The 5,722-nt window shown below is 73.6% G+C and carries 6 protein-coding genes and 1 pseudogene; all 7 read left to right on the top strand.

Annotation, left to right across the window (positions count from 1 at the left end; translation table 11 throughout):
* A pseudogene (locus G9H71_RS20700) lies at window positions 1-336 on the top strand (beta-ketoacyl-[acyl-carrier-protein] synthase family protein); the annotation flags it as partial.
* Window positions 333-1,463 carry a beta-ketoacyl synthase N-terminal-like domain-containing protein gene (locus tag G9H71_RS20705; RefSeq protein ID WP_166284674.1) on the top strand — a complete coding sequence of 377 codons (1,131 nt, stop codon included), beginning with the start codon at window positions 333-335 and terminating at the stop codon, window positions 1,461-1,463. The pseudogene G9H71_RS20700 and the gene G9H71_RS20705, both read left to right, overlap by 4 nt.
* Window positions 1,438-2,577 (top strand): beta-ketoacyl synthase N-terminal-like domain-containing protein, encoded by a 1,140-nt coding sequence (locus tag G9H71_RS24140; RefSeq protein WP_166284675.1) that lies wholly within the window; start codon window positions 1,438-1,440, stop codon window positions 2,575-2,577. Before G9H71_RS20705 ends, G9H71_RS24140 begins: the two co-directional genes overlap by 26 nt.
* The gene (locus G9H71_RS20715) at window positions 2,574-3,593 is read left to right on the top strand and encodes a beta-ketoacyl synthase N-terminal-like domain-containing protein (RefSeq protein WP_166284676.1); all 1,020 of its coding nucleotides are present in this window, start codon (window positions 2,574-2,576) and stop codon (window positions 3,591-3,593) included. The genes G9H71_RS24140 and G9H71_RS20715 overlap by 4 nt, the downstream gene beginning before the upstream one ends.
* Complete coding sequence (locus G9H71_RS20720; protein ID WP_166284677.1) at window positions 3,593-4,450, top strand: alpha/beta fold hydrolase; 858 nt, start codon at window positions 3,593-3,595, stop codon at window positions 4,448-4,450. The genes G9H71_RS20715 and G9H71_RS20720 overlap by 1 nt, the downstream gene beginning before the upstream one ends.
* Window positions 4,447-5,358, top strand: a complete 912-nt coding sequence (locus tag G9H71_RS20725) for an acyl-CoA thioesterase (RefSeq protein WP_331273163.1) — start codon at window positions 4,447-4,449, stop codon at window positions 5,356-5,358. The genes G9H71_RS20720 and G9H71_RS20725 overlap by 4 nt, the downstream gene beginning before the upstream one ends.
* Window positions 5,355-5,722: DsbA family protein (locus tag G9H71_RS20730; protein ID WP_196792333.1), on the top strand; the 368-nt coding region annotated here is incomplete at its 3' end. The genes G9H71_RS20725 and G9H71_RS20730, both read left to right, overlap by 4 nt.

Consider the following 5,722-nt stretch of genomic DNA (forward strand, 5'->3'; position numbering starts at 1 on the left):
TCGGCGCACGGCACGGGGACGCCGGCCAACGACACCATGGAGAGCCGGGCGATCCGCGAGGTGTTCGGCGACAGCCCGCCGCCGGTGAGCTCCACGAAGTCCATGCTCGGGCACACCATGGGGGCGGCGAGCGCCTTCGGCGCCATCGCCTCGGTGCTCGGCCTCGCCGAGGGCTTCCTCCCGCCGACGATCAACCACGAGACCCTCGACCCGGAGATGACCGGCTTCGACGTGGTCCCCAACCAGTCCCGGCCCGCGGACCTGACGTGCGTGCAGAACAACGGGTTCGCCTTCGGCGGGAACAACGCCATCACGATCTTCGGGAAGGCAGCATGAGCGAGGACCGGGCCGACGCCGCGTTGGCCATCACCGGCTGGGCCGTCGTCTCACCACTCGGGACAGGTGCAGCAGACTTCAGCAGAGGATGGCGCGCGCAGGAGTCCGTGCTCTGCGACGTCGAGGGCATGTACCCCGAGGAGCTGCCCGTCGCCAAGGCGTGCGTCCTACCGGGCTTCAACGTCCGGGACCATCTGGGCCGCAAGGGGACCAGCTGCTTCGACCGCCCCACGTCGTTCACCGTCGTTGCCGCCGGCCTCGCGCTGGACGACACCGATGCGGACCTGAGCGAGGAGGCGCGCGGGTCGACCGGCATCGCCATGGGCACGGGCGGCGGGACGCAGTCGCTGTGCGACTTCATCCAGGAGACGATCGTCAACGACCCGCCGTACCTCGTCAACCCGATCCGGTTCCCGTACGCCGTGATGAACGCGGCCGCCGGCTCCGCCGCGATCTGGCACCGGCTGCGCGGCGTCAACGCGACCATCACCGACGGCCAGACGTCGTTCCTCGCCGCGCTCCGCTACGGCCGGAACCAGCTGCGCAACGGCTACGAGCGCACGATGCTCGTCGGCGGCGTGGAGGAGTTCACGCCGCAGCGGGCGTGGGCGGCGGAGCACCTGCGCGGCGGGCTGGACAGCCGCGTACCGCTGGGTGAGGGCGCGGCGGTCTTCGTGCTCGAGCCCGCGGCGGCGGCGGAGGGCCGCCCGCGCTGCGCGGAGGTGCTGTCGGTGGAGATCGGCGCGTCGGCCGACGGTGAGCCCGATCCCGCGGTCGTGGCCGCGGTGGTGTCGCGTGCCCTGCGCGTCGCAGGCGTCGAAGGAAGCGACATCGCCACCGTCGCGTCGTCGTTGGCCGGGTCCCCGCGCCGCGACAGCGCCGAGCGGTCCGGAATCCTCGAGGCCCTCGGCGCGGACACCGCGAGCTGGCTCCCGGTCAAGGACCGCCTCGGCGAGACCTACACCGCGTCGGGCGCACTGCAGCTGGCCGCGGTCCTCGCCGAGCACCGGGCAAGCCCCGAGCTCGACGGCCGCCACGCGCTGGTCACGTCGGTCACGTCCGACGGCCTCGTGGGCGCCGCGGTGGTCAGGGGGTGGTCCCGTGCCGGCGACGCTGACGGGCTATGAGGCGCGCAGCTGCCTCGGCGACGCCGAGGAGACCTTCCGCGGGCTCTGTGCCGGCCGCAGCGGCGCCGGCCGGCTCGGCGCGCGGTTCCTGCCCGACGAGGTGGGTGTCACCTCGAGCTACGAGATCCGCGACGACTCGCCCGGCCTCGCGCACGTGCACCGGGCGGCGGCGCTGCTCGGCCAGGTCGTCGCGGGTGCCGCGGCCCGTGCGGCCCTCGACGCGAAGCAGCTGCGAGTCGTCGCGATCGTCGGCACAGGCCTGCGTGAGCTCGCCGCCGCGGAGCGTTGGCACCTGGACGGGTCGCCCTTCTCGGCGACCGAGCTGCACTTCGGCGATGTCGTCCGCGACGCCCTTCCGGGAGTCGCCGAGGTGCTCACCGTGTCGAACGCCTGCTCGGCGTCCGGCTACGCCCTCGCCCTGGCGCAGGACCTGCTGGACGCCGACGAGGCCGACGCGGTCGTCGTCGCGGGCACGGACTCGCTGACGCTGAGCCTGCTCGCGGTCATGGGCCGCGGCAGCGCGCAGCCGTCGGAGGCCGTACGCCCCTTCGACCGGGACCGCCGTGGCGTGCTGCTCGGCGAGGGGGCCGCCGCGGTCGTGCTCGAGGCCCGGCCTTCGACGCGGCCCGGTGCCGAGCCTGCGCTCGGGGTCCTGCACTCGGTCGGGCTCAGCTGCGACGCCCATCACGAGACCGCTCCCCACGCCCCGGGGATCGCCGCCGCGATGCAGGCCGCGTACGACGCCGCCGGGGTCACGCCCGCCGACGTCGGCCTCGTGGTCGCCCACGGCACGGGGACCGCCCTCAACGACCCGCTGGAGGCCGCGACGCTCGCCGACGCGTACCAGAGCCGTTCTGTGCCCGTCACGGCGATCAAGGGCGGCACCGGGCACACGTCCGGCGCTGCGGCGCTGATGAGCGTCATCGTCGCCGCACAGGCGATGCGGAGCGGCGCCGTGCCTCCGATCACCGGGCTGCGCGACGCGATCGACGAGGCACAGGGCCTCGACCTGGTCACCGGCGCGCCGCGGGCGTGCGACGCGACGCTCGCGCAGGTGGACGCGTTCGGCTTCGGCGGCGTGAACGCCGTGGCTCTCGTCGGGGCCGCGACATGAGCCGCGCCCACGTCGTCGTCCGCGGCACGGCCGTCCACGTCCCGGGGCTGGCGCCGGACGCGCTCGCGGACGTCGTGCGCGTCGAGCCGGACGCGTGCAGCGCCGAGGACGCACACAAAGTGCTGGGCAGGAAGGGGCTGCTCTACAAGGAGCAAGCCACTCGGCTGGCCCTCTGCGCCGCGCAACGCGCCCTCGGCCTGCCCCCCGGCCGCGTCACCACGCCGGTCCCGGGCGCGGAGCGCACCGCCGTCGTCGTCAGCTCCAACCTCGGCAACCTCGAGACCGTCTGCACGATCGCAGCGACCGTGCGCACGGCCGGCTACCGCGACGTCAGCCCGCTGCAGACGCCGAACGCGTCGAGCAACGTCATCGCCAGCACGCTCGCGATCCGGTTCGGGCTGACCGGCCCGAACGTCATGCTCTGCAACGGTGCGACGTCGGGAGCCGACGCGGTCCGCGTCGCGGCCCGGCTGCTGCGCGCCCGGCGGGCCGACCGCGCGCTCGTGGTCGGCGTCGAACCCGACGACGAGATCTCGAGCCGCCTCCTCGCGCAGGGCGACGACTCCCAGGAGGCACGTCCGCTGACCGCAGCGGCCGGGGCGCTGGTGCTGGAGCGCGCGGACGACCCCGCGGGCGAGGACCTGCTCGTCACCTCCGCCGGCGTCGTCCCGCCCGGAGCGGGCCTGCCCGCTGCCCCCGTGGCGGAGCCCGGGCAGCTGCTGCTGGTGGCCGCGGGCCTCGCGCCGCACCCGCACCACGACGGGAGCCTCGTGGTCGACCTGACCGCACGGATCGGGGAGACGTACGGGGCGCACGGCGTCCTGCAGGCCGCCCTGGCGGCGGCTTGGCTTCGGCAGCTGCCGGCCGAACGACGGACGGCGAGCGCCGGCGCCGTCTGCGGCAACGCCGCAGACGGCTACGCGTCGCTCGCCCTGCGGCGGGGGCCCGCACCCGTGGCGCACATCCCGGCCCAGCAGCCGGTTGCCGCCGTCCTGGCCACGGCCGGGAGGGCCTGATGACCGCCGCCGACACCGCTACCGACACGTCCGCCCTGCACGCCCACGGAGACGTTCTCCGCGTGCACTCGACGGGCGACCCGCAGGCGCCGCCGCTGCTGCTCGTGCACGGGATGGAGGGCAGCTGGACCGACTGGCGCCCGCTCGCCGCCCGGCTCGCGGGCATGTACCGACTGCACCTGCTGGACCTGCCGTGGCGGGCCGGCGGCGAGTACCGCTGGCGGGCGGCCTCCACCTCGCACGCCTGGCTCGGCCTGGCGGCCGACCTGGTCGGGCGCCCTCCGGTCGGCGTCGTGGCGCATTCCTTCGGAGCGAACGTCACGCTGCAGTGGCTGGCCCGCGCCGGCGTCGCGCGTGCCGTCTCGGCCGCGGTGCTCATCGCGCCCTTCCACCGGCCCGCGGCGGTCGACGACGACTGGCAGACGTTCGGCCGGTCGCACGCCGACTTCGAGGCCGTCATGACCGCGGGAATGCTCTCCCGCCTCGGACCGCGCGCCGGCGTCGTCGAGGACGACATCCTCGCGGGCATGGCCCGCAAGATGCTCGACCGGATCGGGCCGCGCGGCTTCCTCACGCTCTACGAGCACTTCCTCACCTCGAGCGAGCTCCCGCTCGCCGAGGTCGACCTCCCGACGCTCGTCGTCGCGGGGACCGACGACCCCGGGATCTGCAACGAGCGCGCCGTGGAGCTGCAGCGCGCGCTCGTCGCCGGCCGCCTGCACCGCTCGCCTCGCCTGACCCACTTCTGCCATCTCGACCAGTCCGACGAAGTCGGGGATCTCGTCGCCCAGTTCCTGGACGAGGCCCTGGCCGAGCTGCCCACCTGCCCGCCGCCTCATCCGTTGGAGACCACGTGAGACTCTCGCCCGGCTGCCCGCCGCTGCCCTACGCGGGCCGGCCTCGATTCGACGGCGCCAACATCTCCACGTTCATCGGGTTCAAGAACTTCATGTTCCTGGCCGAGGACGCCGTGCTGTCGGCCTTCCGCCAGGCCGGTCTCGGCCCGCAACGACTGTTCGAAGAGCACGGCATCGGGCTCGAGGTCGTCGACACCAGCACTCGCCTCGTCGGCACGCTGCACGTCGACGACGCCGTGACCGGCACCGTGACTCCCGTGGCCAACCGGCACGCGAACGGCCTGTCCTTCGCGGTCCACCTCTCGGCCGAGCGCGAGGGCGGCCCGGTGCCCGTGCTCAACGGCCGGCTGACCGTCGCGCCCGTGACGGAGAAGGAGGGACGGGGAGCTCCGCCGCCCGCGGAGCTCGCCGCCCATCTGGTACCGGAGACGACGTCCGCGCCGGGAGTCGCCGAGCCCGCGGCATGGGCTGCGCCCGGCGGGTTCGAGTGGCAGTGGAATATCCCGTACTACGCCTGCCACTACTACACACGCCTGCAGAGCAATGCGTACGTCCGGCTGCTCGAGGAGACCGTCGACCGCTATCTGGAGTGGGCGGGCCTGCCCATCACCGGGCTGCTCGCGACCCGGGACTGGATCCCGGTGGTGTCGCGGGCGCGCGTCCAGATGATCGCCGACGCGTTCATGGGCGAGACGCTGCACGTGACGTTCACGGTCGACGACGTCCTGAAGGACACGCTCTTCACCGGGCGGATGGACTGCTACGTCGTACGCGACGGGCAGCGCATCCACACCGCGACCGCGACGATCATGCACGGCTATGTCATGGCGCGCGGTGACAACGCCTTCGACGAGATCATCACCCTCGACGCCGACACGCAGGCGCAGCTGCTCGGGGGCCGGCCGTGACCAAGCGCCCCCGGCTCTACTTCTCCTTCCGCAGCCCCTACAGCTGGATGGCGCTGCACCGGCTGCAGCAGGCGCTGCCGGACGTGCACGAGCGGTTCGAGTGGCTGCCGTACTTCGCGCCGGACGAGACGACGCAGTCGGTTCTCGACGCCCGTGGGATCGAGATGCACTACACCGCCATGAGCAAGGCGAAGCACCTCTACATCCTGCAGGACGTGAAGCGGCTGACCGCCAGGATGGGCCTGTCCATGCGCTGGCCGATCGACATCGACCCGTGGTGGGTGCTGCCGCACCATGCCTACTTCGCGGCCCGCCGTGCCGGAGCAGGCCTCGAGTTCTACAACGCGATGTGCGCCGCTCGGTG

This window comes from Motilibacter deserti, assembly GCF_011250635.1.
Lineage (GTDB): Bacteria > Actinomycetota > Actinomycetes > Motilibacterales > Motilibacteraceae > Motilibacter_A > Motilibacter_A deserti.